The sequence below is a fragment of the Paenibacillus mesotrionivorans genome (assembly GCF_046098205.1).
Classification (GTDB): domain Bacteria; phylum Bacillota; class Bacilli; order Paenibacillales; family NBRC-103111; genus Paenibacillus_AR; species Paenibacillus_AR mesotrionivorans.
On record NZ_JBJURJ010000004.1, the window covers coordinates 365,634 to 389,587 of the forward strand.

22 protein-coding genes and 1 pseudogene are annotated in these 23,954 nt (G+C 55.1%); 8 read left to right on the plus strand and 15 right to left on the minus strand.

The features are described from left to right. Positions 1–82: 82 nt before the first annotated feature. From ACI1P1_RS08175 to ACI1P1_RS08205, 7 genes are all read right to left on the minus strand, one after another. Positions 83–1,078, minus strand: a complete 996-nt coding sequence (locus tag ACI1P1_RS08175; protein WP_416215877.1) for a multicopper oxidase domain-containing protein — start codon at positions 1,076–1,078, stop codon at positions 83–85. A 111-nt stretch (positions 1,079–1,189) separates the two neighbouring features. After that, positions 1,190–1,891: a Crp/Fnr family transcriptional regulator gene (locus tag ACI1P1_RS08180; RefSeq protein ID WP_416215878.1), complete on the minus strand. Its 702-nt coding sequence runs from the start codon at positions 1,889–1,891 to the stop codon at positions 1,190–1,192. A gap of 25 nt (positions 1,892–1,916) precedes the next feature. Continuing rightward, complete coding sequence (locus ACI1P1_RS08185; RefSeq protein ID WP_416215879.1) at positions 1,917–2,216, minus strand: metal-sulfur cluster assembly factor; 300 nt, start codon at positions 2,214–2,216, stop codon at positions 1,917–1,919. A 36-nt stretch (positions 2,217–2,252) separates the two neighbouring features. Beyond that, positions 2,253–3,512 (minus strand): hypothetical protein, encoded by a 1,260-nt coding sequence (locus ACI1P1_RS08190; RefSeq protein WP_416215880.1) that lies wholly within the window; start codon positions 3,510–3,512, stop codon positions 2,253–2,255. A gap of 27 nt (positions 3,513–3,539) precedes the next feature. Then, positions 3,540–4,148, minus strand: a complete 609-nt coding sequence (locus ACI1P1_RS08195) for a DUF2249 domain-containing protein (RefSeq protein ID WP_416215881.1) — start codon at positions 4,146–4,148, stop codon at positions 3,540–3,542. Positions 4,149–4,162: 14 nt separating this feature from the next. Continuing rightward, positions 4,163–4,399, minus strand: coding sequence for a DUF2249 domain-containing protein (locus ACI1P1_RS08200; protein WP_416215882.1), 237 nt, complete (start codon positions 4,397–4,399; stop codon positions 4,163–4,165). Between the two features lie 225 nt (positions 4,400–4,624). After that, positions 4,625–5,800, minus strand: coding sequence for a superoxide dismutase (locus ACI1P1_RS08205; protein ID WP_416215883.1), 1,176 nt, complete (start codon positions 5,798–5,800; stop codon positions 4,625–4,627). A 208-nt stretch (positions 5,801–6,008) separates the two neighbouring features. Here ACI1P1_RS08205 and ACI1P1_RS08210 point away from each other — a divergent pair, with 208 nt between their 5' ends. After that, the gene (locus ACI1P1_RS08210) at positions 6,009–6,752 is read left to right on the plus strand and encodes an IclR family transcriptional regulator (protein WP_416215884.1); all 744 of its coding nucleotides are present in this window, start codon (positions 6,009–6,011) and stop codon (positions 6,750–6,752) included. A 335-nt stretch (positions 6,753–7,087) separates the two neighbouring features. On the opposite strand, the gene ACI1P1_RS08215 is transcribed toward ACI1P1_RS08210, so the two are convergent. Genes ACI1P1_RS08215 through ACI1P1_RS08225 form a run of 3 tightly spaced genes read right to left on the minus strand, consistent with a single transcriptional unit; the run spans position 7,088 to position 10,065 of the window. Further along, positions 7,088–7,987: a glycine betaine ABC transporter substrate-binding protein gene (locus ACI1P1_RS08215; RefSeq protein ID WP_416215885.1), complete on the minus strand. Its 900-nt coding sequence runs from the start codon at positions 7,985–7,987 to the stop codon at positions 7,088–7,090. 31 nt (positions 7,988–8,018) lie between these two features. Continuing rightward, positions 8,019–8,867, minus strand: coding sequence for an ABC transporter permease (locus ACI1P1_RS08220; protein ID WP_416215886.1), 849 nt, complete (start codon positions 8,865–8,867; stop codon positions 8,019–8,021). Further along, complete coding sequence (locus ACI1P1_RS08225; protein WP_416215887.1) at positions 8,845–10,065, minus strand: quaternary amine ABC transporter ATP-binding protein; 1,221 nt, start codon at positions 10,063–10,065, stop codon at positions 8,845–8,847. Before ACI1P1_RS08225 ends, ACI1P1_RS08220 begins: the two co-directional genes overlap by 23 nt. Positions 10,066–10,315: 250 nt before the next feature. Between ACI1P1_RS08225 and ACI1P1_RS08230 the strand changes: the two genes are divergently transcribed. Beyond that, positions 10,316–10,885, plus strand: coding sequence for a GbsR/MarR family transcriptional regulator (locus tag ACI1P1_RS08230; protein ID WP_416215888.1), 570 nt, complete (start codon positions 10,316–10,318; stop codon positions 10,883–10,885). 345 nt (positions 10,886–11,230) lie between these two features. Then, entirely contained in the window at positions 11,231–12,340 is a 1,110-nt protein-coding gene (locus ACI1P1_RS08235; protein WP_416215889.1) for a GerAB/ArcD/ProY family transporter, read from the plus strand. A 76-nt stretch (positions 12,341–12,416) separates the two neighbouring features. Here ACI1P1_RS08235 and ACI1P1_RS08240 read toward each other — a convergent pair whose 3' ends face one another. The 5 genes and pseudogenes from ACI1P1_RS08240 to acnA form a co-directional block, all read right to left on the minus strand. Further along, positions 12,417–13,430 (minus strand): S-layer homology domain-containing protein, encoded by a 1,014-nt coding sequence (locus ACI1P1_RS08240; RefSeq protein ID WP_416215890.1) that lies wholly within the window; start codon positions 13,428–13,430, stop codon positions 12,417–12,419. A 218-nt stretch (positions 13,431–13,648) separates the two neighbouring features. Further along, positions 13,649–14,050 carry a VOC family protein gene (locus ACI1P1_RS08245; protein ID WP_416215891.1) on the minus strand — a complete coding sequence of 134 codons (402 nt, stop codon included), beginning with the start codon at positions 14,048–14,050 and terminating at the stop codon, positions 13,649–13,651. Positions 14,051–14,627: 577 nt separating this feature from the next. After that, a complete protein-coding gene (locus ACI1P1_RS08250; protein WP_416215951.1) occupies positions 14,628–15,272 on the minus strand; it encodes a hypothetical protein in 645 nt (214 codons plus the stop codon). 36 nt (positions 15,273–15,308) lie between these two features. After that, positions 15,309–15,542 (minus strand): annotated as a pseudogene (locus ACI1P1_RS08255) (transposase); the annotation flags it as partial. 739 nt (positions 15,543–16,281) lie between these two features. After that, a complete protein-coding gene (gene acnA, locus ACI1P1_RS08260) occupies positions 16,282–18,990 on the minus strand; it encodes an aconitate hydratase AcnA (protein WP_416215892.1) in 2,709 nt (902 codons plus the stop codon). Between the two features lie 175 nt (positions 18,991–19,165). On the opposite strand from acnA, the gene ACI1P1_RS08265 reads away from it, so the two are divergent. The 5 genes from ACI1P1_RS08265 to ACI1P1_RS08285 all read left to right on the plus strand — a co-directional run bounded on the left by ACI1P1_RS08265 (position 19,166) and on the right by ACI1P1_RS08285 (position 23,843). Continuing rightward, positions 19,166–20,155 (plus strand): amidase domain-containing protein, encoded by a 990-nt coding sequence (locus ACI1P1_RS08265; protein WP_416215893.1) that lies wholly within the window; start codon positions 19,166–19,168, stop codon positions 20,153–20,155. A 39-nt stretch (positions 20,156–20,194) separates the two neighbouring features. Next, complete coding sequence (locus ACI1P1_RS08270) at positions 20,195–21,148, plus strand: D-alanine--D-alanine ligase family protein (RefSeq protein ID WP_416215894.1); 954 nt, start codon at positions 20,195–20,197, stop codon at positions 21,146–21,148. Between the two features lie 85 nt (positions 21,149–21,233). Continuing rightward, entirely contained in the window at positions 21,234–21,551 is a 318-nt protein-coding gene (locus ACI1P1_RS08275) for a hypothetical protein (RefSeq protein ID WP_416215895.1), read from the plus strand. 72 nt (positions 21,552–21,623) lie between these two features. Next, positions 21,624–22,616 (plus strand): UV DNA damage repair endonuclease UvsE, encoded by a 993-nt coding sequence (gene uvsE / locus ACI1P1_RS08280; protein ID WP_416215896.1) that lies wholly within the window; start codon positions 21,624–21,626, stop codon positions 22,614–22,616. 402 nt (positions 22,617–23,018) lie between these two features. Then, on the plus strand, positions 23,019–23,843 hold the full coding sequence (locus tag ACI1P1_RS08285; RefSeq protein ID WP_416215948.1) for an electron transfer flavoprotein subunit beta/FixA family protein: 825 nt from the start codon (positions 23,019–23,021) through the stop codon (positions 23,841–23,843). Positions 23,844–23,954 lie beyond the last annotated feature (111 nt).

A 23,954-nucleotide genomic window follows, 5' to 3' on the forward strand; every position in this document is an offset into this window, starting at 1 on the left:
AACCCTAAAACAAAACCATAAAAAAGGCCAGACCCTTACTTTCAGGGCCTGGCCTTTTTTACGATCCTATGCGGGTGTTTCGTCAATGTCCCATAGCCGGCATACCGTTGTCCTGGCCGTCCTTGGTGACCCGTAGGGTGGCTACTGCGCCTTTGGAGGCATGGTTGAACTGGTGGGTTACAATGGGGTAATCCCCTTCTTCCGTTACGGTTACCTCTACGACAGCTCCGCCACTGGCGGGAAGCATCACGGTTTGCATACCGTATTGGATGTTCCGCGGGTTGCCGTCCAGGTAGACGGTATCGAACATGGTGCCGACGATGTGGAAGGAGGAAACCTCATTAGGTCCGGCGTTGGAGACATAGAAGCGGACCTTGTCGCCTACCTTGGCCAGGAATGGCTTTTCCATCAACCCGTAGTCGTTGCCGTTGAATACCACATACGAAGGCACGCCGTCCTGCATATCGGTGAAGTCATGCTCCTTGTAGAACTCGCTTTGCACAATGGTGTAAGAGCGGTCGATTTCCTGATCCGTAGGATATCCGTCAGTGGGCTCCACGATAATGGTGCCGTACATGCCGTTGGCGATATGGGCCAGCACCGGCTTGGTGCCGCAGTGGTACATGAACACGCCGGGATTATTGGCCGGATAGGAGAAGCTGCCGGTTTCCCCGGGCATCACATCCACAAATTTGGAGCTGGGCGCCGCATGTACAGCATGATAATCCATGGAGTGGGCCAGGGAGGGGTCCAGGTTTTTCAGAGTCAAGTGGAGCATGTCACCCTGCTTGACCCGGAGCACCGGGCCGGGAACCGTTCCGTTGAAGGTCCAGGCATTGTAGTTTACACCCTTGGAGATTTCCACGTTGGTTACCTGGGTGGTCATTTCGATATAAACATCCTTGCCCTCACGGCGGATTACCGGCTCTACCGGAGGCTGGTTCACCTGGGCAGGCTCGACGTCCTGGGAATCGGAGGTGTCCGGGTCTGCGGACAGCCCGGGCCCGCCGACAATGGTGTACAGTCCCACCGACATAAGCAGCAGTCCCGCGGCAAGAAATAGGATTATGGGTTTCATGATTCGGCACATCCTTCCCAATGCCGCCTGTTTATGAGGCAGCCTGATACCTAGAATGTACGCTATTGGGGGCTCCGGCTTTGTGATTCGGGTCACAAGCCGGATAAAATTCTACTTTTCCCGGTCAGGTCTGCCCCATTGCCGCAGCGCCTCCGGATCAGGCAGCAGAAAACCCTTGCGGTCCGCCTCTAGCAGCCCTTCCTTTTTTAGCTGGGCCAGAAGCCGTGTGACGGTTTCACGGGTGGTGCCGATGGTATTGGCCAGCTCCTGATGGGTTACCGGCAGGGAGACGCGGATGCTTCCGTCGGGATGCTCCGCCCCCTGCTTCATGGCGATGCCGAACAGGAAGGAGGTCAGCCGCACTTGGATGTCCTGGCCCGTCAGCTCCTGGAGTTTGGTCTGCAGCTCCTGGATGGTCTGGCTCATCACCCGCAGTACCTTGATTGCCATAGCTGGGGTAGAGGCAATGACCTGCTCGAAGGAGGAGAGGGGCATGGCCAATACCCGGGTATCCATCACAGCCTCCGTTGTAGCCGGGTAGGTAGATAGCAAAAAGAACCCGGTATGCGGGAACATACTGCCGGGCCCCAAAAAATTCACGATCTGCTCGTGTCCCTCCGCATCCGTTTTGAAGGCTTTGACCAGCCCCTCCTGGATGATATAGATGCTTTCCCTGTCACTGCCCTCGTGGAAGATAATCGATTTTTTCTTGAAAAACCGGGGGATCAACAGCTCATCCAACAGACGCAGCTCGGCGTCATCCAATCCACGGAACAGCGGCACATCGGCCAGCTTACGGCGAGACGTTTCCATTACGCATGAACACTCCTTAGGTCCCCTAGAAACCGAGTTGTTGTTTTGCTTCCGGTTTCATTTTATCAGGTGTCCAGGCTGGTGACCAGACCAGATCCACATTTACGTCCGTTACACCGGGCAAACGGGATACGGCATTGCGCACGCCGCCTACGATGGTGTCATGCAGCGGGCAGCCTTGAGTGGTCAGGGTCATCTGGATATGGACCACACCGGCCTCATCCTGCTTCAAGTCATAGATCAGGCCCAAATCCAGCACGTTCACACCAAGCTCCGGATCATAAACGGTGCGAAGCGTCTCTTCTAGCGTTTCCAATGTTGTCATTTGTAAACCCTCCTTAAGGTTAAGATGGTGAACCATTTATCTGGTAAATACCCGCGCCAGGAGCAGCATATATCCCAGGGACAGCACGGACCATACACCTGCGGCAATCTGAACGGCCAGCTCGGAGCCGACGGCAGTACAGCCAAGCAGAGCCAAAGCGGCGGCGACCCAAAGGGATAGGAGTACCTTTACATGGTTTTCCTTCACCAGATCGGCCATCACCGGCGTTTTTTCCTTGCCGACCTTGTCCCCGTATTTCAGCGTCCACCAGAGGAACGGAACAATCTTGGACATATACCCGAGAATCACGGGAGCCAGCCAGTTCCACAGGTACAAGGAAATGACGAAGGCGTAGACGGACTGCTCGGACAGAACAGCCGGATTCCAGATGGCGAATGCCACAAAGGCTAGTGCCGCGCCAGTCAGCAGATAGGTGGACCACACCGCCACCAGAATGCCGTAGCCGGGTGTTTTTTTATGCTTTTTCCGGATAATAAAATGAATCTGCACACAATAGGCGGCCAAGGCCAGCGTCAACAGAACGAGCGCGATCCACTGCATCCATTTGGACAGACCCAAGAGGGAGGAGACCGCTCCGGTCACCACCGCCGCACTCCAGAGGATAAGGGTAAGGCGTGCAGGCTTTTCATTATGTCCGTGGGACAGGAAGAACATGGGCAGCATTTTGTAGCTGAAGCCGGTGATCAGGAGCCCAAACCAGCCAAACAGTCCGAACCACAGGTGGGCTCCCAGCCATTGGTCATGGCTCATACCCAGGAAAGCGAAACGGAAGTTCAAGCCCATACCCAAGCCTGTTAGTCCGGTGAAAAAAAGGAAGGTTACTGCTGCCAACGCACTTAGGGTAATAGGGTTCCACATTTTGACCGTAATCAGGGTAGCAGCGATGTTCCATACGAACAGAATAATGCCGGTAAAAGCAATGGTGGCAAACAAAGCGATCAGGGCCACATTGCCCAGGAAAAAGCCTACCGTTAAACCGGAGAGCCCGGTGAGGAAAAAGGCGTAATGCCATTTTCCCAGCCTTTCGCTGTAAATACTGTGCTGGACGACGACGAATATCAGCTGATAAACCGCCCCCATGGCGATCATGGCGGCAAAGCCCAGCAGCATCAGGTGTGCGGCAGACCAGCCCTCCGGATTCCGCGGGGACAGCCCCGTCCAGCCGGCTCCGGTTGCGACGGATGCAATTTGGAACAGAAGAAACATGGCAATGCCGGTTAAGAGAAACCGCAGAGGGAGCCGGGACGGGCCGGCGGCGGACGGGTTGGATATCACAGGTCTTGCACCTCCTGATAAGCGGAATTATTGCTTGTGGATGGTAACAATGGCGCTGCCGTCAGGCTGGGGCTCGATCTCATGGGGGTAACCCAGGGTTTTGATTTCCTCCAGCAAAAAGGCCGGCACCCGGTCATTATGGATGGTGATGGTATCCCCGGGCCGTGCTTTTTCCAGGGCGTCCATGGTACGGATCATCGGCTTGGGCGGCTCCAATCCCCGGTTATCCAGATGGATGGAGCGGGGGGAACCCCCGGTTTCGTCAGGCAGACTGTCTGCCGACGCAGGACAGCCTTCGTGGGCCTCATCATGCCCGCCGGCTCCCGTTTCCGGAAGCTCATCCTGCTCACCCTCCAGCACAGCGGCATATTCCTTGCGGACAAAGGTAGTGATCCAATGCTCATGCCCGGCTCTGGAGGTGGTGGAGACATATCCCTTCAGCTTCATCAGCCCCAGGAGCGGCAACGGCTTCAGTGTGGCGTGGAGCACCAGCATATCCTGCTTGCCCAGCTCCTTGACAGTTTTCATAATGATGGCGAAAGGGTCGCGTTTATTCTGCAGCTCCTCCCGCACATCCAGCTCAACGCGGTTCAGCTGCGGGAGCTCCTCGGTTTTTTTGGACTTCCAGAAGAACATGGCCTTCAGCTCCCTTAGTTCAGCTTGGTAATGGCAACCCGGTAGGTCTCCGGGCCTTCCTCAACATATTCCCAAACGAAGTCTCCCGGACGTTCAGCCTGGAACTGGTAATAGAGCGGCCGCGGCTCATGGTCGTTGACCAACAGCATGACTTCTCCGGCATCCAAGCCGTCGAAGCATTCAAAAATAGCTTGGTGGCGGATACGCGGCGGGTAGTCAGGGGCGTTGATTATAGCGGCAAAAGAACTCATTGTGAAGTTCCTCCTATCGTTTGGTTGTTGAGGCCAGTATAAGCCGCGGGAGAGGGTGGCTTTGTGATGGGGGTCACAAAGGCGGAAAAACCCACTGCCCCGTTAACTTTTCCTTTTGGCCCAAAAAAGAACCCCTCCCCGCACAAATGGCGGAGAAGGGTCTTGTGTATTGCCCTAGGGTGTGTTTAGCTGCACACCTTAACCCCGGGCGGGGGATTGCCGGCATCAGTAGGGCTGCCACATCAGTTTGCGGGCGGCTGCCAGCCGTTCATTAACCTGCTTCCAGTTCACCACGTTCCACCAATCCTTGATGTAATCGGCCCGTTTATTCTGGTGCTTCAGGTAATAGGCATGCTCCCACACATCCAAGGCCAGAAGGGGGACCACATCCCACTGGGAAAGGTTCTGGTGCTTCTCCGCAGTGAGGATCTCCGTGCGCTGGCTGCGGGGACTCCATACCCAAATGGCCCAGCCGCCGCCCTCCACCTTATCCGCCGCTTCACTGAACTGCTTCTTGAAGGCCTCAAAGCTGCCGAAGTCGGCGCGGATTTGCTCGGCGGCCAGACCTGCCGGCGGACCTCCGGCACCGGGGGCCATAACGGTCCAGAACAGAGTGTGCAAATAATGGCCTGCCCCGTGAAAAGCCAGCTCCCGCTCCCAATGCTTCACCAAACTGAAATCCCCGGAGCGGCGGGCTTCAGCCAGCTTATTCTCGGCATTGTTCAGTCCGTCCACATAGGATTGATGATGCTTGTCGTGGTGAATCCGCATGGTAGCTTCGTCAATATAGGGCTCAAGGGCGTTGTAGGCATACGGAAGCGGAGGCAGGGTGTGTTTGCCGATGGGGACAGGAGCAGCTGCAGGTTCGGCCGGCTGTGATTGCGGGCGCTCGACGGACTGGGGGTCGGAGGCGGTCAAGGCTTCCGACCAGGTTGTGACCCTCTCGGCGTCCTGCCGGAAGGAGAAGGCCGGTGCTGTTTGCCCGGTATAAAATGACTCGGCAGAGCCGGTTAGCTGCTCCGGTGGCGTGGATTGGATAATGTGGCGGATCAGCTGACCCGCGGCCGGGTTGGCCTGAATGGCAGGGTGATACGCCTGCAGTGCCGACAACTGCCCGGTAAAGGTTTCAGTCTGTTCTTGGGCATACCGGTTAAGCTGGCTGATGGTCTCCTGTGCGTAGGGGATGCTGTTCCCCGGAGCATATAACAGCGCCTCCGCCCATTGGGCAGCGGCATATTCCGTCTGGCCCAGCACCGGCTCCCAGCTTCTCAGCCAACTGGCATATTCCGCTTCCAGTCCCGGCGCCAGCTCACGGATTCTCGCGGCATATTCCCGCTCCTTTATTTTGGTGAACCGGATGTCCTCCAGCAGGTAGAGAAAATTCAGATTGTCATCGCTCATGCTCCGCAGCCCTCCCATAATTATGGTTCCTCTTACCAGACTATGTATGGTCATGGTTGGCCTATACTCTCTAGCCGAAGCCTTTACGGGGGGTGGCAGATTGGATATACTTGAAAAAGAAACTGTGTTTCGTATGATGAAACTAGGTGCGGAGTAACAGGCTGTTTCATGTCTGGCTGCGGCTTGTGCATATAGGGGGAGAAGGGTTATGGAGGACAACAAGCTGACCGTCCGCGCAGTGGAGCGGGCGTTGGATATATTGCTTTGTTTTACAGATACGCCGGAGCTCAGTCTAACGGAGATTGCCGCCAGAGCGGGGCTGCACAAAAGCACCGTTCACCGGCTGTTGGCCTCTCTGGAGAACAAGGGCTTTTTGCTGCGTAATCCTTCATCGGAAAAATATCGCCTGGGCTTCCGGCTCTGGGAGCTGTCCGCCAATTTGTCGGCCAGCGACGATCCCGAGGTGGTGCTGCTGCCGGAGCTGGAGCATCTTCGGGATGTGCTGGAGGAGACCGTCAGCCTGTATGTGCGCGACGGGTTGGAGCGGATCCGCATCCAGGCGGTTCAGAGCAACCAGGCCATCCGCCGGGTAGCCCAGGTAGGGGCGCGGCTCCCCTTGTTTGTGGGAGCCTCCAGTAAGGTGCTGGTGGCGTTTGCGGAGCCTGAGGTGCAGGCTCAGGTGCTGTCGTCGCCCACGTGGCCGCCCTCCCTGGACAAAGCCGTTTTCACGGCCCAGTTGGAGGAGGTCCGCAGACAGGGTTATGCCACCAGTGTGGAGGAACGTGAGGTGGGAGCGGCGGCCGTGTCCGTGCCCGTCTACAACCGCTCCCACCGGTTGGTGGCCGCGCTGGCCATCTCCGGCCCCGCTAACCGGCTCCCGCTGGAGAAGATGCGGGAGCAAGCGCCGGTGCTGTTGGAGTTTGCCGCCCGTATGGGCAAGATGCTCAAGTAGCCGCACGGGTGCAGAATAATAACGACATCAGATGTCTGTTATTCTGGTGAAGTCGTCTGGTTTTGGTGAGATACCGACATATTTTGTCTGCTATTTGGGCCGATCCGCCAATTTTACCTGTTATATAAGGCCTTAGCAGACATTTTATGTCGTTATTTCGAGTAAATGAGGCCATGCGAGCATGTTAGCAGACATTTTTTGCCGCTTACACATGCCCTCTCGGATCCCGTTCTATCCAACCAAAGCCCTATATCCTGAAAAAACACCTGCCCCGGCATCTCGCCCCGGAGCAGGTGTTTCTTGATTCACCGCCTGATTTCCGGCGGCGTTATCCTTTACTTCAAATCCTCGATGGAACCGATCTCCATGTAGGAGGGAACCACCAGGCCCAGCTTGGTGCCCTTCAGGTTCACGCCCAGGTCCTCCACCTTGTCCTTATACTTGTCCAGATAGTCCTGGTGGGTGGTGGGCAGCCAGGCTGCGACCATCGCGTCCGCACTGCCGTCGGAGACACCCGCCCACATGGGGCCGGCCTCCACCTGCAGCATTTCGGCCTTAATCCCCAGCCGCTCCTGCAGCACCTGCCGCACCACATTGGTGCTGGCAATCTCCGAATCCCATGCCACGTAAGCCAGCGTCAGCTTTTTGCCGTCTTCCTTAGCCAGGTCCTTGGTCCACACGTCTACCTTGGCAGCGTTATTCTTCACCCAATCCGCCGCGGCTTCCTCCGGCTTTTTACCGTCAATAATCGCGGACATCACCACCGCCATGTCTTCCGCGGTCCACTCGAACCGGTCCAGCACCGCATATGCCGAAGGCAGAGAATCCTTCAGCCCCTTGCGGACAATGGTACGGATTTCCTCATCCTTGCCGAAGGTGCCCTTGGGGTCTTCCAGATACTTCAGCTCATACTTGGCGAACATCCAGTGGGGCGTCCAGCCGGTGACGATAATCGGCTTTTTGTCCTTGTAGGCTTTGTCAAGAGCCGCGGCCATAGCGGCCCCGGAGCCTTCCACCAGCTTCCAATCCTTCAGCTCGTAATCCGTCAGCACCTGGGCGGCCTGCTTCATAATACCGGCTCCCGGATCGATGCCGATAATCTGGTGCTGCACCTGGTCGCCTATGCTTTTGTCACCGGAGGCAGAGCTGTTATCCGAGCAGCCTGCCAGCAGGGCGGCGCCTAATACACCGGCCAGGCAAGCGGTCATCCATTTTCGCGGAAATAAGTTAGTCATCGTTTCTCTCTCCTTTTTGTTCAGAATATCGTTATGCAGATTTTTCGTGAGAAGGCCGTTTTTTGCGTTTCATCAAATATTGAGTCATCCGATCCAGCAAAATCGCCAGCACCACAATGGCTAATCCGGCTTCAAAGCCCTGACCGGTTTTCACCTGGGTCACCGCACGGTACACATCCGCACCGATGCCCTGGGCGCCGATCATGGAGGAGATGACCACCATAGACAAAGCCAGCATGATGGTCTGGTTAACGCCCGCCATAATGGAGGGCAGCGCCATAGGCAGCTGCAGCTTCACCAGCACCTGGGAGGGGCTGGAGCCGAAGGCATTGGCCGCCTCTACCAGCTCCGGGGCTACCTGCCTGATCCCCAGCTCCGTCAGACGGATGGTAGGGGGGACGGCGAAAATCACCGACGCGATAACCCCGGGCACCACACCCAGCCCGAAGAAGGTAACCGCGGGGATCAGATAAACGAAAGCAGGCATCGTCTGCATAAAATCCAGCACCGGCGTCAGAATGCGGCGGACCCGTTTATTTTGGGCACACCAAATCCCCAAAGGAATGCCGCTTATTATGGACAAAAGGGCGGATGTCAGTACCAGCGCCAGCGTATCCATGGTATGGTCCCAATAGCCCAGGTTATAAATTAGAAGAAGACCAAGAAGGGCGAACACGGCGAAGGCCCATTTGCCCAAGTAATAAGCCAGGACAACGACCAGCGCAATCAGGACAAGTGCGGGGGTAAGATGGAGCAAATAGGAGATTCCAGTCACAATTCCTTTGATCAGCCCGGATATGATCGCGAATAATCCAGAGACATGATCGTCCAAAAAAGCCACAAGCGTTTCAATCCATTCATCCAGCGGCAATTTCGGCATGGGCCGTCACCTCCCTGTCTGCGGCAGTCTGTCTGGCCAAGGCTCCAAGCACCGCTCCACGAACAATCACGCCGAGAATTCGTCCGGTTTCATCCACAACCGCTACCGGATATTTTGAGCTGCTGCAAATATCGAACAAATCGTACAGCAGCTGGTCGGGCGCCACTACAGGCACGTCCCGGACTACAATATCCTCCAGCGTGCGCCCGTCCGAAGCGGCATCCGAGGAATCCTCGGCGGTAATCACCCCGATGAGCTTCTTGCCCCGGTCCACGACGAACAAGTTGGAGATGCCCGCTTCCTTCATCAGCTGCAGGCCTACCCGCGGCCCTCTGTCGAGGCCGATGGTTTCCGCACGCCGCATTACCGAGGAGGCGGTCAGCACCTTGGACAGGTTCACATCCTCCACGAACCGCTCCACATAGTCATTGGCGGGGCTCATGAGAATTTCCTCGGGCGTTCCGATCTGCACTACGCTGCCATCCTTCATAAGGGCGATTCGATCCCCGATCCGCAGCGCCTCGTCCAGATCATGGGTAATGAAGATAATCGTTTTATTCATCTTGTTCTGAAGCTCTAGGAGCTCATCCTGCATATCCTTGCGGATCAACGGATCCAATGCGCTAAAGGCTTCATCCATCAGCAGAATGTCCGGATCATTGGCCAAAGCCCGCGCCAGCCCGACCCGCTGCTGCATCCCGCCGCTCAGGGCATCCGGCAGACTGTTGGACCAGGCTTCCAGTCCGACTAACTTAAGCGCTTCCAATGCTTTTTCCCGCCGGGCCTTTTTATCCATCCCTTGGACTTCCAGTCCGTACTCCGCATTCTCCGCCACAGTGCGGTGGGGAAACAGGGCGAATTTCTGGAAGACCATGGCGATCTTCTCCCGCCGGACCCGGCGCAGCTCTTCTGCTCCCATACCCACAATATCTCTGCCGTGAATGCTGACCGTACCCGATGTGGGCTCGATCAACCGGTTTAGAAGCCGGACCAGGGTGGATTTCCCGCTGCCGGAGAGTCCCATGATCACGAAGATTTCCCCTTCGTTCACATCGAAGCTGACTCCGTTCACCCCGACCGTGTGCCCTGTCTCCTTATAGATCCGGTCCTTGGACCATTGCTGATCCAGGAGGGGAAGGGCGGACGCCGGATTTGGGCCGAACACCTTGGTTACATCCCGAACCTCAATAATAGGCAAAAAGCCTCACTCCTTTCCTTCGCGCTTCATGCACATCTCTAAGTGTAAGGAAATTCAAAGGGGTATGTCAACATAAATTTCTGCCAAAACAGTTCATACAGAAAAAACTGTACGGAATAAACTCCTGATTGCTCGGTTATGCTCTATGATCCTCTGGCTGCTGCATCTTTACTTTATGCGGAAGGTTCCATACAATAAGGGTCAGTGAAAGACCGCATTCATGAATTTCGCAGGATAGGGTGACAGTGGCATGGAGCAAGCGGAGGGGCTGCCCCGGGAGCAGCAGGATATTGTCCTTAAGGCCAGGAAGCGGGTTATCGAATCTATCGGCCAGAATATGGATTTATACGGTATCAATCTGTCCATCGGGCATTTGTACGGGCTATTATTCTTTCAGAATAAACCTATGACCTTAGATGAGATGACGGAAGCCATGAAAATGAGCAAAACCAGCATGAGCACCGGTGTCAGGACGCTGGTGGATTTGAAGATGGTGAATAAGGTGTGGGAAAAAGGGGCCCGCAAGGATCTCTATGAGGTGGAGATGGACTGGTTCCAGACCTTCGCCGACTTTTTCTCGCTGAAGTGGCGTAAAGCTGTGGAAATCAACATGCAGGCCCTGCGCAAATCCAGAATAGAGCTGCAGGAGCTGGCCCGGACCAACCCGGGGCAGGAGGAGCTGGAGCGGCTGGTGGAGGAGGACCTGGCCAAAATCAATGAGGCCATCCGTTATTATCTCTGGCTGGACCGGTTTATCGAGGTGCTGGAGACAGGGGCGATCTTTGACCTGGTGCCCAAGGACCTTCCGCAGGAATCATAATATAGAGCACAGCAGCGTTTCGCGGTTACGCGGACGCTGTTTTTTTGTGCTAACGGTCGGCCAATATTCCCGCGCGGTATGTAAAAAATCCGTTTCCGGACAGCGTGGTATGCCATGCACAGGCTACAATGCGGTTATTGCACCGCCATGTCCCTGTATGCGGCCTCCAACATTGCCGGAGTGGTTAGCAGCATGGGCAAACGGGGATACGCCTCCTTAAAAGCCTGATTCTCAATGCCAAAAATATTGAGAACGAGCAGGAGCTGGCCAAGCTGCTTCTTGCATAACTTTACTCCATTTGCCAATAATACCGTAGCGGGAAACACAGGCGGATTGGAGCCATCTATGGAAAAAATAAGCCCATATCAATTGGGAGTTATGATCATCATGTTCGAAATCGGCAGCTCCCCGTTGTTTCTTCTGGCCAGCGAAGCCAAACGGGATGCATGGATTTCCGTGCTGATTGCCATGGTTTGCGGCATGCTGCTGCTTGTTTTCGTCACTCTTCCGATTCAGCGCCGGGAGCCGGATCTGAACCTGATAGACATTTTGTTCCGCTATGGGGGCAAGTGGGTGGGCCATCTTTTTGCGTGGCCGTATGTGATTTATTTTTTGTACAAGTCCGTTCGAAACGTGCGGGAATTCGGGGATTTGATGAATCTTTACCTGCTGCCCCAGTCCCCCCTGGTTGTGGTTATCATCATCATTATGCTCGTGTCTACTTATGCCGTGTATATGGGAGTAGAGGTGTTTTTCCGGGTGACGGAGGTGCTGCTGCCTGTCATTACGGTGATCTATTTTTTTCTGCTGTTTCTCCTTTGGATCGTGGGGGTGATCCAGGTGGACAACCTGCTTCCCATTATGGAGGAGGGCCTCCGCCCGGTTGTGGACGCGGCACTTCCCGAGGTGGTGTCTTTTCCATTCGGCGAAATGGTGCTGTTTCTGATGTACTGGCGGTTCGTCAATGAGAAAAAAAAAATAATTCCGGCCACGTTGATTTCGTACAGCATGGCCGGGTTGTTTCTGGTGTTTACCAATGCATTGATTTTAAGTATCCTGGGTCCGGAATTGGCTGGAATTGGGGGAATTCCTCTCATGATAGTGGCCAGCCTAATCCGCATCACTCAATTTTTGGAGCGGATGGACCCCCTTGTGGCCATTTTGCTGTTTATCGGGGTTTGGGTAAAACAAACTGCTTATTACTTCGGGGCGGCTATGGCCTTGGCCTCAATCTTCAAAACGTCTTACAAACGCATGACTCTCCCTGCAGGTGTGGTCATCTTCATCGGCTCATTACTATTTGGCTCCTTTATGGAGCAAATCCGCTTCGGCTTTGAATACAACGTCAAATACCATTTTCCCATTTTTCAAATCGTGCTGCCGTCGCTGCTGCTGCTTTTTATGCTCATCCGCAAAAAGGGAAAAAAGGATACTACCATAGCCGGTCAGTCTTAACCTCCAGCCGTACGGAAAAAAGGCCTCTTATCATTGCGCTGGGCAATGGCAAGAGGCCTGTTGGCATTGAATAGTTCTAGTCTGCATGCTGAGCAGTGACGGCGGTAAAGTCCGAAGCGAGGTATGTCGCCAGCTCTACCTTAGAAATCACCATCGGATACATCATGTCGGGATTGGGCGGGGTCAGCTTGTAGCGGATGACCGCTTCCTTGTCCCCGGTAAAATCAATGCTGGTAATCACAGCTCCATAACCCGGATGGGGTACTTGGATCGTGACGGTGGCCTTGTTTACGCCATCAGCGGCCTTCTCCAGGGCTACGGAAGCTTCGCTCCATACAACAGGAGTATCCACGGCCGGAGCAGAGGTCGCTCCAGGAACGGGAGTAGCCCCAGGCACGGAGGCCGGAGTGCCGGCAGGTGTGGCTGCCGGAGTAGGCTCAGGCGAAGAGGTGTGATCCGTATGTTTGGCTACGAAGGCTCTTGCCTCGTACAACCAATCCGCCGCTTCGGAACGGGTAATGCCCGCCTTCGGCCGGAACTGGGATTTGTCATCCAGCTTGGTGATCTTCATGTTCAAAAGCGTCTGAATGCTGCCGGATGCAGCCGGGTCAACGGCATTCTCATCCGCCAGGATGTTGTACAGCTCAATGACCGCATAATCCCCCTTCTGCTGCAGGGCTTTATGAAGAAGCACGGCAAATTGCTCACGGGTCAGCTGGCTGGACGGGTCCACGTTTTGGGGAACCTCCAGTTTATTGTACTGGGCGATAATGAAATCCTCGGCGTACCAAGCATCATCCGGCACTTGGGTGTAATAATCGCTGGCCTTGGGAGCCTTGAAGAAGCTGATATGGGCAAGGCTCAGATCCAAACCCTTCACCAGGAGCCGGATGCCCTGATCATAAGTTAAGACTTCCTTAGGCGCGAAACGGTCGCCGTCCATTCCGGAAAGAACACCATCCTTACGCAGGGATTCAATCTTGGTTTGGGCGGGATCCTGGGCAATATCGCTGAAAGCAAGAGCGGCAGACCCTCCCAGCATAGCGGCAGCCAACACAACAACGGAAATTCGTTTGGTTAATTTATTCAAGGGAATCACCTCCAGCCTTACAGACGCCTTCAAGCTCAAAAAGGTTGCAGCAGCGGCCCTGCCTGCCAAACCGACTCATCCATGCCAACTCGTCGATACCGACCCATACATGCCAACTCGTCGATACCGACCCATACATGCCAACTCGTCGATACCGACTCATTCATGCTGAATTCATTCATACCAGATTACCTATTCTGCAGTTGCAATCTTTTTAGCTATTCCCTTTTTTCTGCGAATGCCACCAGATGGCCGTCGGGATCAGTTCCGTACGCCACATAGTCCCCCCAGTTTCGGACCGCGCCTGCACTCACCTGCCTGCCTCCAGCAGCTTCCAAGCGGTCATAATAGGCATCAGGTTGTTCCACATACAAATATACTTCACTCCGCGGCGCCCCACCTGCATGTTGCGGATGCGGAATCCGTCCTTCAAGAATTCTCGAGATTCCCTCCTCCGGCATAAGCCCGAGCCGGGCCGTTTCGGAAATCGCAAACTCCGTCATCCCCGGCACATCCAAAGAAGGCTCAATACCCAGAAGCTCCCGGTAAAAACTCCGAGACTTCCCCTGATCTTTAACAAACAGAATAAAAATCGCATGTGTATCCCGCAAAATCCCCACCGTTCCATCCTCCAATATATTTAATGATTAACTTCTACGTAGTTCTATTCTACAAAGATAGTATAGAGGCTGTCCCCACTTTCTTCCATCCACCACCAGCCCCAAGGAAATCTCAAAATGAATCCAACCTTCGGTCTCCAATCTTCCCCCTTTCTTGAATATCACTTGCACCTCCTTATCGTCCACTCTCCCCTTCGCTCAGGAAACAGGAATGTAAAGTGGGAGGAAGCATAAAACAGGGGGAGGAGTATTAAACACCGGATTCATCCATGCTGGTCTGGACAAATATGGGGAAGCTTGATGTATGACAAAATAAATGAACCTATGTAAATAGGAAATGTGCAAATGATTATGTGAAGGCTTCGTGATTGCGTGTTTAGGAAAGCTTTGTATCATTCATGCTAACCTGGCCTCTTTAATGTGAATTGGAAGTAGCAAAGAAGTTGCCTGCGCCGTTTTCGCACATCAAGGCGTGGACCGTACCCGCTGAAAGTGGAAAGATAGCCGATTTCAATCAATGAGGGACAGGATAGATGGCAGAGAGGGATTAGGCAGTCTTCGCAGAGCGGTAAATGATTTAGTAGGAATAGCAGATCGGGCGGGCACACATAAGGCTGATTTCATGGAATGGGTTGCGTCCTGCCAGTACCAAATTCATGCGGCAGCAAAATTCATTCAAGTACCGCTGCCTGTACTTGGAGCCTATTCCATGGAAGGTGCTGTTCAGCCATTCTGCGGTCTGACGCACTAGAGACCAGCCCTTTTTTAGCTTGCGGGGACCATAACGTTTGCATTCGAGAGAGGAAATCTGATCCTCTGGTGCGAGATGAAAGCTGCGAAAGTCCGCAAAGGTTTCAGCGGAGGGCTGGCCGCCTTCATAATTACTGGAAGATATGGCTTGCATGCGTACACGTGCCGGCTTGCCCTCCGGTGTAAGGGAAAGACCAACAAGAACGGATGGGGTAGTGGGAGCAACAAAAAAGCCGATGCCCGCCTCCCAAAGAGTCAAGGTGGCGCCGTGAATCTGTACCTGTCCGGAAAGCGGAGGCAGATTCTCGTCATGGGACATGGCTTGCCGAATCGCATGCAGCATACTCCATGCGGTTTTGTAGGTAACATGAAGAAGATGCTGCAAAGCAACGGCGTTGATACCTCTGTGCGGGTTAGATATATAGTAAATGGCTGTAAACCATTTGGTTAAAGGGGTGCGGGATCGTTCCATGAGGGTGCCTGCGGTCAGCGAGGTCTGATGCTTGCAGCATGAGCATTCATAGAGAGGCTGCCTCCGCGTATTGATGGTATATGCATGTCCATGACCGCAATATGGGCATCGGAATCCCTTGGGCCATTTAAGTTGAAAAAGGTACTCTGAACATTCCTGCTCCGATGATAGAAGCTGCTCCCAAAACACCTGATCCTCTGATGGAACTGGTTGAGGAGTGATATGCAAAGCATTGTTTGGTTCCGGTATCACAACGCTGCAGGAACACATCCGGCCGTCCCTCCTTCCTTCAGATGGAACTTATAACCATATTATAACGAACATTTGTTCTTATTTCAAGCATTTTTTGGAGTGTGATTCTATTAGTTTTCTGGTAGTTGGAGCCTTTTAAAGTAGAGTGAGGTGGATATGAAGCAGTAGTTCAAAAAAAGGAGCGGATTCCAAGTAAGGAGAGATTTAAAGCATAATGCGATTAAAGTAAGATGTGATTCAAAACAAGAGGCGATTCAAAACAAGGTGCGATCAAAGTAATTGCGATCAATGTAAGTTGTGATTTGAGGTAAGATGCGGTTCAAGGTGAGATAATTCATATTAAGTGCGATTCGAGCAAGGTTGATTCGAGTAAGGGGCGATTCGAGTAAGGGGTGATTCTAGGCAAGCTAAGATTCAGAGTTGATGTGGTTCAGCAGTGATATTTTTTGAGATCCTGAGGGAAGGGGATAGTGGACGATAAGGAGGCTAAAAGCAATATGGGGCGTGCCGAAGGGTGTGGGGAGACCCAAAAAATCTGGTAAGCCTTCACAAAAGTGCCTTGCTTGGAACGAACATTCACAGTTAGGTGACGGATCAGTGGAGACGGTGTGGCGGTGTGGCGGTGTGGCGATGTAGCGATGGATTGATAGTTTGATGGTTGGTAAGCAGTGGGGAGCGACGGATTGAGATAAGCGGGTATGAATAAACCGACCCCCACTAGAGAGTGGAGGCCGGTTGATGAAAAGATGCAATTTGTTTACGCCATTAATTGACGAAGGACGGTTTGAAGGATACCGCCGTTGCGGTAGTAGTCCACGTCCACCAGACTGTCCAGGCGGACGGCCGCGGGGAAGGTGAAGCTGCTGCCGTCGGTGCGGACCGCGGTAACAGTGACCTGCTGGCCGGGCTGGATATCATCGCTTAACCCGGACACGGAGAAGGCTTCGGTGCCCGTGATGCCGAGGCTCTTCCAGTCGGCTCCTTCCACAAATTGCAGAGGCAGCACACCCATACCTACCAGATTGCTCCGGTGGATCCGCTCGTAGCTTTCCGTGATGACGGCCTTGACACCGAGGAGCAGGGTGCCCTTGGCGGCCCAGTCCCGGGAGCTGCCGGTGCCGTATTCCTTGCCGGCAATAACCACCAGATTGGTGCCGGTTTCCTGATATTTCATGGAGGCGTCATAGATGGACTCCACCTCGCCTGTTGGCAGATAGGTGGTAACGCCGCCCTCTGTGCCCGGGGCTACGGCATTGCGGATGCGGATGTTGGCAAAGGTGCCCCGCATCATCACCTCATGGTTGCCGCGGCGGGAGCCGTAGGAGTTGAAGTCCTCCCGCTTGACGCCATGGCTGATGAGATATTTGCCCGCGGGAGAATCCGCCTTGATGTTCCCTGCCGGGGAAATATGGTCGGTGGTGACGGAGTCGCCCAGCAGCGCCAATACCCGTGCGCCTCCGATATCCTCGATATGACCCGGCTCAGCGGCCAGATCCTTGAAGAAGGGAGGCTCTTGGATATAGGTGGAGGAATCATCCCATTCGTAAAGCTCGCCCTCTGGCACCTCGATGGCATTCCAGCGCTCGTTGGCATTGAAGACGTTCTTATATTTATCCCGGAACATGGCAGGATTGAGAGCAGTCTTTACCGCTGCCTGGATTTCCTCATTGGTGGGCCAGATGTCCTTCAGGAACACCGGGGTGTTGCTTTTATCGTAGCCGATGGGCTCGTTTGTAAGATCGATGTTTACGGTTCCCGCCAGGGCATACGCTACAACCAAAGGCGGAGAAGCCAGGTAGTTGGCCTTCACCTGGGCGTGGACCCGGCCCTCGAAGTTCCGGTTGCCGGAGAGGACGGCGGCTACTGTCATGTCGTTGTCAGCGATGGCCTTGGATACTTCATCCGGCAAGGGTCCGCTGTTGCCGATACAGGTGCCGCAGCCGTAGCCGGTCACGTGGAAGCCAAGCTCCTCCAGGGCAGGAAGCAGTCCGGCGTTTTTCAGGTATTCGGTGACCACCAGGGAGCCGGGGGTCAGGCTGCTTTTGACGTAAGCGGGTTTGGTCAAACCGCGCTCCACGGCTTTTTTGGCGACGAGGCCTGCGCCCAGCATCACGCTGGGGTTGGAGGTATTGGTACAGCTGGTGATGGCGGCGATGACGACGGCGCCGTTGCGCATGAGGGAGCTTTTGCCGTCCGGGGAATAGATGGTAGCTTCTTCCTCAATCAGCTTTTTCTCCGGCAAGCCGTAGCCGCCCTTATCTACAGGCGCCCGTACGATGGCGTTGTATGCTTCCTTCATGCGGGACAGCTCCACACGGTCCTGAGGACGTTTGGGTCCGGCAAGGCTAGGCACCACGGTAGACAAATCCAGCTCGATGGTGTCGCTGAACACCGGGTCGGGCGTGCTGTCCGTGCGGAACATGCCTTGTGCCTTGTAATAGGCCTCCACGAGGGCGATTTGCTCCTCGTCCCGGCCGGTCAGGCGCAGGTAGTTCAGGGTTTCGTCGTCCACCGGGAAGAAGCCGACGGTGGCTCCGTATTCCGGGCTCATATTGGCCACGGTAGCGCGGTCCGCCAGGCTCATGCCGGATAAGCCGGGGCCGTAATATTCCACAAATTTGCCTACGACGCCTTTTCTGCGGAGCATCTGGGTGACGGTCAGCGCCAGGTCTGTGGCGGTGGCGCCTTCAGGCAGGCTGCCGGTGAGCTTGAAGCCGATGACATCCGGTGTGACGAAGTAGAGAGGCTGGCCGAGCATGCAGGCCTCCGCCTCGATACCGCCTACGCCCCAGCCGACGACACCCAAGCCGTTGATCATGGTGGTGTGGGAATCGGTGCCCACCAGGGAGTCGGGATAAGCGACCAGCTCGCCGTCCACATTCTTCACGGCGGTGACGGACGCCAGGTATTCCAAATTGACCTGATGGACAATTCCGGTACCCGGAGGCACGGCGCGGAAGTTATCAAAGGCGGTTTGCGCCCAGCGGAGGAACCGGTAACGCTCTTCATTGCGCTCAAACTCCACCTTGGTATTATATTCCTCCGCTTCCTTCGAGCCGAAGGCATCCACCATGATGGAGTGGTCGATGACCAGATCGACAGGAACTAACGGGTTGATTTTCCTCGGGTCGCCGCCGGAGGCCTTCATGGCTGAACGCATGGCTGCCAGATCCACAACAACAGGCACGCCGGTAAAGTCCTGCAGCACGATACGCGCCGGGATGAAGGGGATTTCCTTATTGGCATCACGTCCCTCCGCCCAACCGGCGATTTGCTTCACATGCTCTTCTGTAATGGCGCGCCCGTCAAATTGGCGGACAGCGGCCTCCAGCAGCACCTTGATGGAGAAGGGGAGACGGTCGATGCTTCCGAATTGTGCGGTTAAGGCGGGCAGATCGTAGTAAGCGTATTCCTTGCCACCTGCGCTGAGCTTCTTTTTGACGGAATAACGGTCCTGATAAGCCATGATAGTTAACCTCCTTAGTTTCATCTAATGAAACTTTATTTCAAAATTTCGTTACCTTTAGTATAGCTGGTTTCCTGCGGTTCGTAAATGCCAAATTGCCCCGTTTCCGATTCATGAACCCTCTCCAACTGTCATATATTGTACCTGACAACTTTCAAGACAGGAGGAGACCGGCATGAGCTGGAAGCTGGCGTTATACGATTTCATTCATGCGCGCAATCAGGCGGAAACGGACTATGACACCGGTCCGCTGCGTCAATTGACGGCAGACGGAGAATTCCTGCGGCGGATGGAAGCGCGGCAGGAGCGCCGCAGGTTTCAGCATCTGATCCGGGGGTTTGTGCCGGTCCGCTCCGAGATCCGGTTGGCGGTGAAACGGGTGGAAACCTCGGACCGGGAAGCAGTTCTCCATATCCGTCTCTCCCAATCCTTCCAGGGGAGCGTGGGCAGCCGGACCTTGACAGAGAACAGCTGGTGGACGGAGTGTCTGACGTTTGCTTTTGCACGGGAGGGTATCGCCGTATTGCAGCGTGTGGAGCAGTCCGCCCTTGACGACCGTGACGACCGGCTGGGGTTGTTGCCCGAGATGGCCGAGGAAATCCGGCAGAAGGTTCCGCCTCCTTTTCTCAAACAAGGCCTGCAAACCTCTCCCCGCAGCAAAGGCACCTATAACCGGCAGTTGGCCGTGGAATATGCCGAGAAGTTCTGGGAAACTCCCAACCCCGCTTATTTAGCCTTTGAAGTGGACTGCTCCAATTATGTCTCCCAGTGCATTCTGGCGGGAGGCCACTATATGGATTATACCGGACGCCGGGAGGCGGGATGGTGGTACCGGGGCAGAAGCGGCAGCCAGGAGCTGTGGAGCTACAGCTGGGCGGTAGCCAATGCCCTGCAGCTGTATCTGGGTGGCAAACGGAGCACCGGCCTCCGTGCGGAGGAGGTGGGTTCCCCCAAGGATCTGGAGCCGGGGGATGTAATCTGCTACAGCTGGAACGGGGACGGCCGTTACGGGCACAGCACCGTGGTGACGGATTTTGATCCCGACGGCATGCCGCTGGTGAATGCCCATACGGTTAACTGCCGCCACCGCTATTGGGACTATAGCGATTCCTATGCATGGACCGAAGCAACCAAATACCGGTTCTTTCATATCCTGGGACCGTGAGCCGTTTCATATCCAGCCTGAACGAAAGAAGGGTCGGCCTTGAGTGATGCAATGCGTATCGGAGTGATCTATATCCGCAGTCCGGATAAAGCGGAGCGGCGGCTGCGCAAGCTGGCGGCCAAAAATATGGCAGAGCTTTTCCAGGCGGAGGGGTATGCCGCGGTAATAAAAGAGCTCCCCGCCGAACATGCGCAAGCCGGAACCGGAAGCTGCTCCGAGGCGGATGTGCTGGTGGCTGCAGGCGCCCACAGCAAGCGGGAGCTGTGCCGTTTAGCGGCTTATGCGGAGCTTCTGGGTTTGGTTGCGGCGGGGTTGGACCCGACGGGGGCAGTTCTGGGGGCCGACCGGGTGCTTCTGCGCAGGCTGCTGGCGGGGGAACGGGTTCCCCAAAGCCTCTTCCGCACTTTTACCCGTTCCCAATGGGAGCAGGATTCCGCTTATTTTCTCATCGAAATAGAAATGACTCTCGGTTATCCCTGCCGGATTGGGCCTCCGGAGACCAGCTGCGGCCGGGATGCGGTGCTGGTCGCTACCCGCGAGGAGCTGCAGGCGGCAGTGGAGGAGGTATTCCGCAAAGCCGATCGGCTTTTGGCGGAGGAAACCGTTAAGGGACGGGTATATGCTGCCGCCTTAGGCGGAGGTAAGGAGGCAGCGGATATAGCCGTGATGGAGCTGGGCGGGGTTGTGCCCCCCGCGGAGACGGGATATAAGCCTCCCGCCGGAAGCCAGTTAGAGACGGAGGTAAGAAACGCTTCCCGGCGCGCTTTTGCCGCATTGCAGGCCAAGGGACCGGCAGTGCTTTACTTTGTAACGCCTGATGGACATAGCAATGTGCTGCTGACGGATGCGGATTTATGCCCGGAGCTGGGACCGGAGGGTGTTCATGCTGCCGTCTGGCGGGATGTCGGTACTCCCGACGGAGAGAGGCTAAAGCGGCTGGTCCATGCTGCCTGGAAGCAAGCGGCCAAACCGGCCGGCTTGACTGGGGATTAAGCAGGATCTGCGAGAGGCCAGGCCGGGTAATTGCCTGCAAATTATGGTATTCTTAAAGGAAAACCCCCTTTAGGAGGAGCACGATATGGGATTCTCTACGGAATTTAACTCGGTATGTAAATTTAAAAATGAGCAGGAGCTTCACGATTTGCTGGAATATGGCAAGTGCAAGATGGTGAAAACCGGCTTCCGCGTGTACCCTACCGGCCAGAAGGTGATTGCCTATACCCCCCAGAACCAGGCTATCGCCATTGTGAAAATTACAGCCTCCATTGCCGAAATTAATTTTCAGGGCAAAGAGGTGACGCTGGTAGAGATGGATCTGCTCCGCAAGCTGACGGAGGAGGAGGCCAGAGTGCAGACCGCGCTGGCTTACGAAATGTTTTTTGGAGATAAACAATAAGGATGATTTCGGCAGGTGGAGGGAAGGCTATCCATATATGGAAACCGACTATTTGCCGGGAGTGAATCGCTTGTGATTGTTCGTTTTGGTTATGTGGCCATGTCCACTGTTGTATCCCAGGCTTCCCCCTCCAAAACAATGACCGCCACCGTCTTCGCTAAGTTGGGTGACCGGGAAGCCGCCGTCCGCAAGCTGGAGCGTATCGCTGCGGAGAATCTGCACAATACCCTTCGGCTGCTCCGGCATAACCGGGCCAGCGATATTCATCTGTACCGGTTTTCCTCCAAGCTGATCCCGCTTGTGGGCCATGGGCTGCTTGCGGGCTGGGATCCCTTCGCGGCATTGTCGGAGTCCTTCGCCGAGGTAGGGGAATATGTCCGTTTGCACCGGATGCGGACAAGCTTTCATCCCGATCATTTTACGGTGCTGTCCACCCCGCGGCAGGATGTGCTGGACAATTCGGTAGCCGATCTGATGCGGCATCATACCATGCTGGAGGCCATGGGCCTAAACCGCAACGCCAAGTGCAACATCCACGTGGGCGGCAGCTACGGGGACAAGCAGGCGGCGGGGCAGCGGTTCACGCGCAATTTTCTTGCTCTCCCGCAGCAGGTGCGGGAGCGGGTCACCCTGGAGAATGATGATAAAACCTTCACCGCGGAGGAAACCCTGGCCATTTGCGAGGAGGTGGGGGCCCCCATGGTGCTGGATCTGCATCATCACATGGTGAACAATGACGGGGAGAAAGCAGCTTCCCTGTGGCCCAGAATCCTGCGGACATGGGAGGGTGCAGGGACACAGGAGCAGGATGCGCTGGGTTTGCCTGCTCTTCCGCCGAAGATCCACGTGTCCAGCCCCCGCGAGGGCAAGGATATCCGCGCTCATGCGGATTATGTGGAACGTGGTCCGCTGCTGGAATTCATGCGGGAGATTGCACAGGACACACCTGCCTTGGATGTGATGCTGGAGGCCAAGATGAAGGACGGGGCGCTGTTCCGTCTTATGGAGGATCTGGCAGGAGTGCAGGGAGTCCGGCAGGTGGATCAGGCCACTGTGGAGCTGTGAAAAAAGGAATACGGGATAAACGCTTGGCCGGACGCGGTCAGGCGTTTTGCTTTTGGGCCGGCAATAAATCTCAAAAAAAGTGTTAGCGCTTCCGTGCAGATATAATACAGAAGTTTTAAAAAGGTATAACAGTTATAGTGGATAGGAGTTATGTGCATTTTTTCACAAGTAAAAACCAGCCTTTTTAGTTAAAAGTGACAAATTTTTGACGGAAACAAGAAATTTTAATCAGTATAACAAATGAATTTTTTCACAATGTAGGAAAACGGTTCAACTTGTGGAATTGGTGAAATATGGTGATAGCGGGGGAGAATTTCAGATGTGAAAATCAGCGTTGGCTACTATTGCAAGCGCTATCATTTTTGGAATGATTCTAATCGGAGGTGCGTCAGATTGCTTCATGTGGTGGTTTGTGTCAAGCAGGTGCCCGACAGCAGGGAAATCCGGATTGATCCCAAGAACAATACCCTGATCCGCCAGGGAGTGCCGAGCATTGTGAATTTCTATGATATGCACGGGCTGGAGGAAGCGCTGCGGATTAAGGATGAGCTGGGGGCACGGGTAACGGTGGTGACCATGGGTCCGCCCCAGGCAGAGAAGGGCTTGAAGGAATGTATTTCTCTCGGAGCCGATGAGGCTGTGCTGGTGACGGACCGGGCTTTCGCCGGGGCGGATACGCTGGCTACCTCCTATGTGCTGGGAGCGGCCATCCGGAAGATTGAGACGGCTTGGGGACCGGTGCACATGGTGTTCTGCGGCAAGCAGACTTTGGACGGAGATACGGGGCAGGTGGGGCCGGGTGTGGCATGCCGGTTGGATATGGACCAGCTCACTTATGTCTGCAAGGTGGATAAGGTGGATGAGGAAGCGGGACGGGTGCGTGTCCACCGGCAAATGGAGGATGGTGTTGAGGTGGCGGAAACCTCCATGCCCGTGCTTTTTACAGTGCTTAAGGAGCTGAACCGCATCCGCCGGGCGACGCTGCCGGGTATGGTCCGGGCGGCGCGATATAAGCCCGTAATGTGGACCATGGCGGATTTTCCGGAGATGGACCGGACCAAAATCGGACTAAAGGGGTCGCCCACCATTGTGGGCCGCACCTGGGTTCCGGAGATCAAGAAGGCCAATACGGTGCAGATTGGCGGCGCTACACCGGAAGCCCAGGCGGAGGAAGTGGCCGGGAAGCTGTGGGAGGGCGAGCTGCCCCGCAGGCTGGGATGGATATAAACATCCCCCAAAAGTGAAGGGATGCTCTGATGCTGATTCCGGGTACTTTTGGGGGAGCCCCCATTAAAAAGCGTAAAAGAGATTTATGCTCCGGCCACGGGGCAAGAGGAG

Excerpts from the sequence above, each read along its gene's own strand:
- ACI1P1_RS08175 (WP_416215877.1), bottom strand. The coding sequence starts at position 1,078 with ATGAAACCCATAATCCTATTTCTTGCCGCGGGACTGCTGCTTATGTCG.
- ACI1P1_RS08180 (WP_416215878.1), bottom strand. The coding sequence starts at position 1,891 with ATGGAAACGTCTCGCCGTAAGCTGGCCGATGTGCCGCTGTTCCGTGGA.
- ACI1P1_RS08185 (WP_416215879.1), bottom strand. The coding sequence starts at position 2,216 with ATGACAACATTGGAAACGCTAGAAGAGACGCTTCGCACCGTTTATGAT.
- ACI1P1_RS08195 (WP_416215881.1), bottom strand. The coding sequence starts at position 4,148 with ATGTTCTTCTGGAAGTCCAAAAAAACCGAGGAGCTCCCGCAGCTGAAC.
- ACI1P1_RS08200 (WP_416215882.1), bottom strand. The coding sequence starts at position 4,399 with ATGAGTTCTTTTGCCGCTATAATCAACGCCCCTGACTACCCGCCGCGT.
- ACI1P1_RS08205 (WP_416215883.1), bottom strand. The coding sequence starts at position 5,800 with ATGAGCGATGACAATCTGAATTTTCTCTACCTGCTGGAGGACATCCGG.
- ACI1P1_RS08210 (WP_416215884.1), top strand. The coding sequence starts at position 6,009 with ATGGAGGACAACAAGCTGACCGTCCGCGCAGTGGAGCGGGCGTTGGAT.
- ACI1P1_RS08215 (WP_416215885.1), bottom strand. The coding sequence starts at position 7,987 with ATGACTAACTTATTTCCGCGAAAATGGATGACCGCTTGCCTGGCCGGT.
- ACI1P1_RS08220 (WP_416215886.1), bottom strand. The coding sequence starts at position 8,867 with ATGCCGAAATTGCCGCTGGATGAATGGATTGAAACGCTTGTGGCTTTT.
- ACI1P1_RS08230 (WP_416215888.1), top strand. The coding sequence starts at position 10,316 with ATGGAGCAAGCGGAGGGGCTGCCCCGGGAGCAGCAGGATATTGTCCTT.
- ACI1P1_RS08235 (WP_416215889.1), top strand. The coding sequence starts at position 11,231 with ATGGAAAAAATAAGCCCATATCAATTGGGAGTTATGATCATCATGTTC.
- ACI1P1_RS08250 (WP_416215951.1), bottom strand. The coding sequence starts at position 15,272 with ATGGAACGATCCCGCACCCCTTTAACCAAATGGTTTACAGCCATTTAC.
- acnA (WP_416215892.1), bottom strand. The coding sequence starts at position 18,990 with ATGGCTTATCAGGACCGTTATTCCGTCAAAAAGAAGCTCAGCGCAGGT.
- ACI1P1_RS08265 (WP_416215893.1), top strand. The coding sequence starts at position 19,166 with ATGAGCTGGAAGCTGGCGTTATACGATTTCATTCATGCGCGCAATCAG.
- ACI1P1_RS08275 (WP_416215895.1), top strand. The coding sequence starts at position 21,234 with ATGGGATTCTCTACGGAATTTAACTCGGTATGTAAATTTAAAAATGAG.